The organism is Methylorubrum zatmanii (assembly GCF_014845115.1).
In the GTDB taxonomy this organism is placed as follows: Bacteria; Pseudomonadota; Alphaproteobacteria; order Rhizobiales; family Beijerinckiaceae; genus Methylobacterium; species Methylobacterium zatmanii.
The window spans coordinates 1-583 of sequence record NZ_NKUI01000317.1 but is presented as its reverse complement, the minus strand read 5'-3'; the positions used below and the strand labels follow the sequence as shown (position 1 = coordinate 583).

The window sequence follows — 583 nt, the reverse complement described above, 5'->3', positions numbered from 1 at the left end:
GGCCCTGCGCGAGCTGTTCGGCTTCGCGCAAGGCTGGTCCGACGCGAGAGCGCGGTTCGAGGAGATCACGAGGTCGCTGCAAGCACTTGAGTTGGCCGTGGGGCTGCGCGGCCTTGAGGTGAAGCTGGAAGCTCGCCACAGCGCGGCCGGACCCGCGTCGATCATCCACGCCATGTCGCGGCAGCTATCCGCTGTCGGGGTTCGCGGCGTCCTCCCGAAGTTCCGCAATTGAAGACCAGGCGCCGGTTCGTTCGTGCGCGCCTTCCATCGATGTTCGGCCGTTATATGGCATCCCGGACGCTCGCATTGCGTGCTCGCTCATACACTGCTCAGGCTTGAGTGAGTTGTCCGGACGATCGTTGTGTTCGGGATCTCGATGCGCGCCGCGGTGGAACATTGCATCATCGTCGGCGAGGTGAGGTGATGAGACAAGGCGCGGCTGTGCTGGCAGCGGAGGATGCGGGCCCTCACCGTCGCGCCAGGGCCGCCGTCCGGGCGATGGCCACGGTCGCCCCCCCCTCCCCCCCGCCGTGGCGTGCTGCGGGTTCGCGGCCAAGGGCCGTTCGAGAGACGGGAGCTGAGG

1 pseudogene is annotated in these 583 nt (G+C 67.8%); it reads left to right on the top strand.

The annotated features are described in order from the left end of the window. Nucleotides 1-232, top strand: a pseudogene (locus tag MZTS_RS24265) (hypothetical protein); the annotation flags it as partial. Nucleotides 233-583 lie beyond the last annotated feature (351 nt).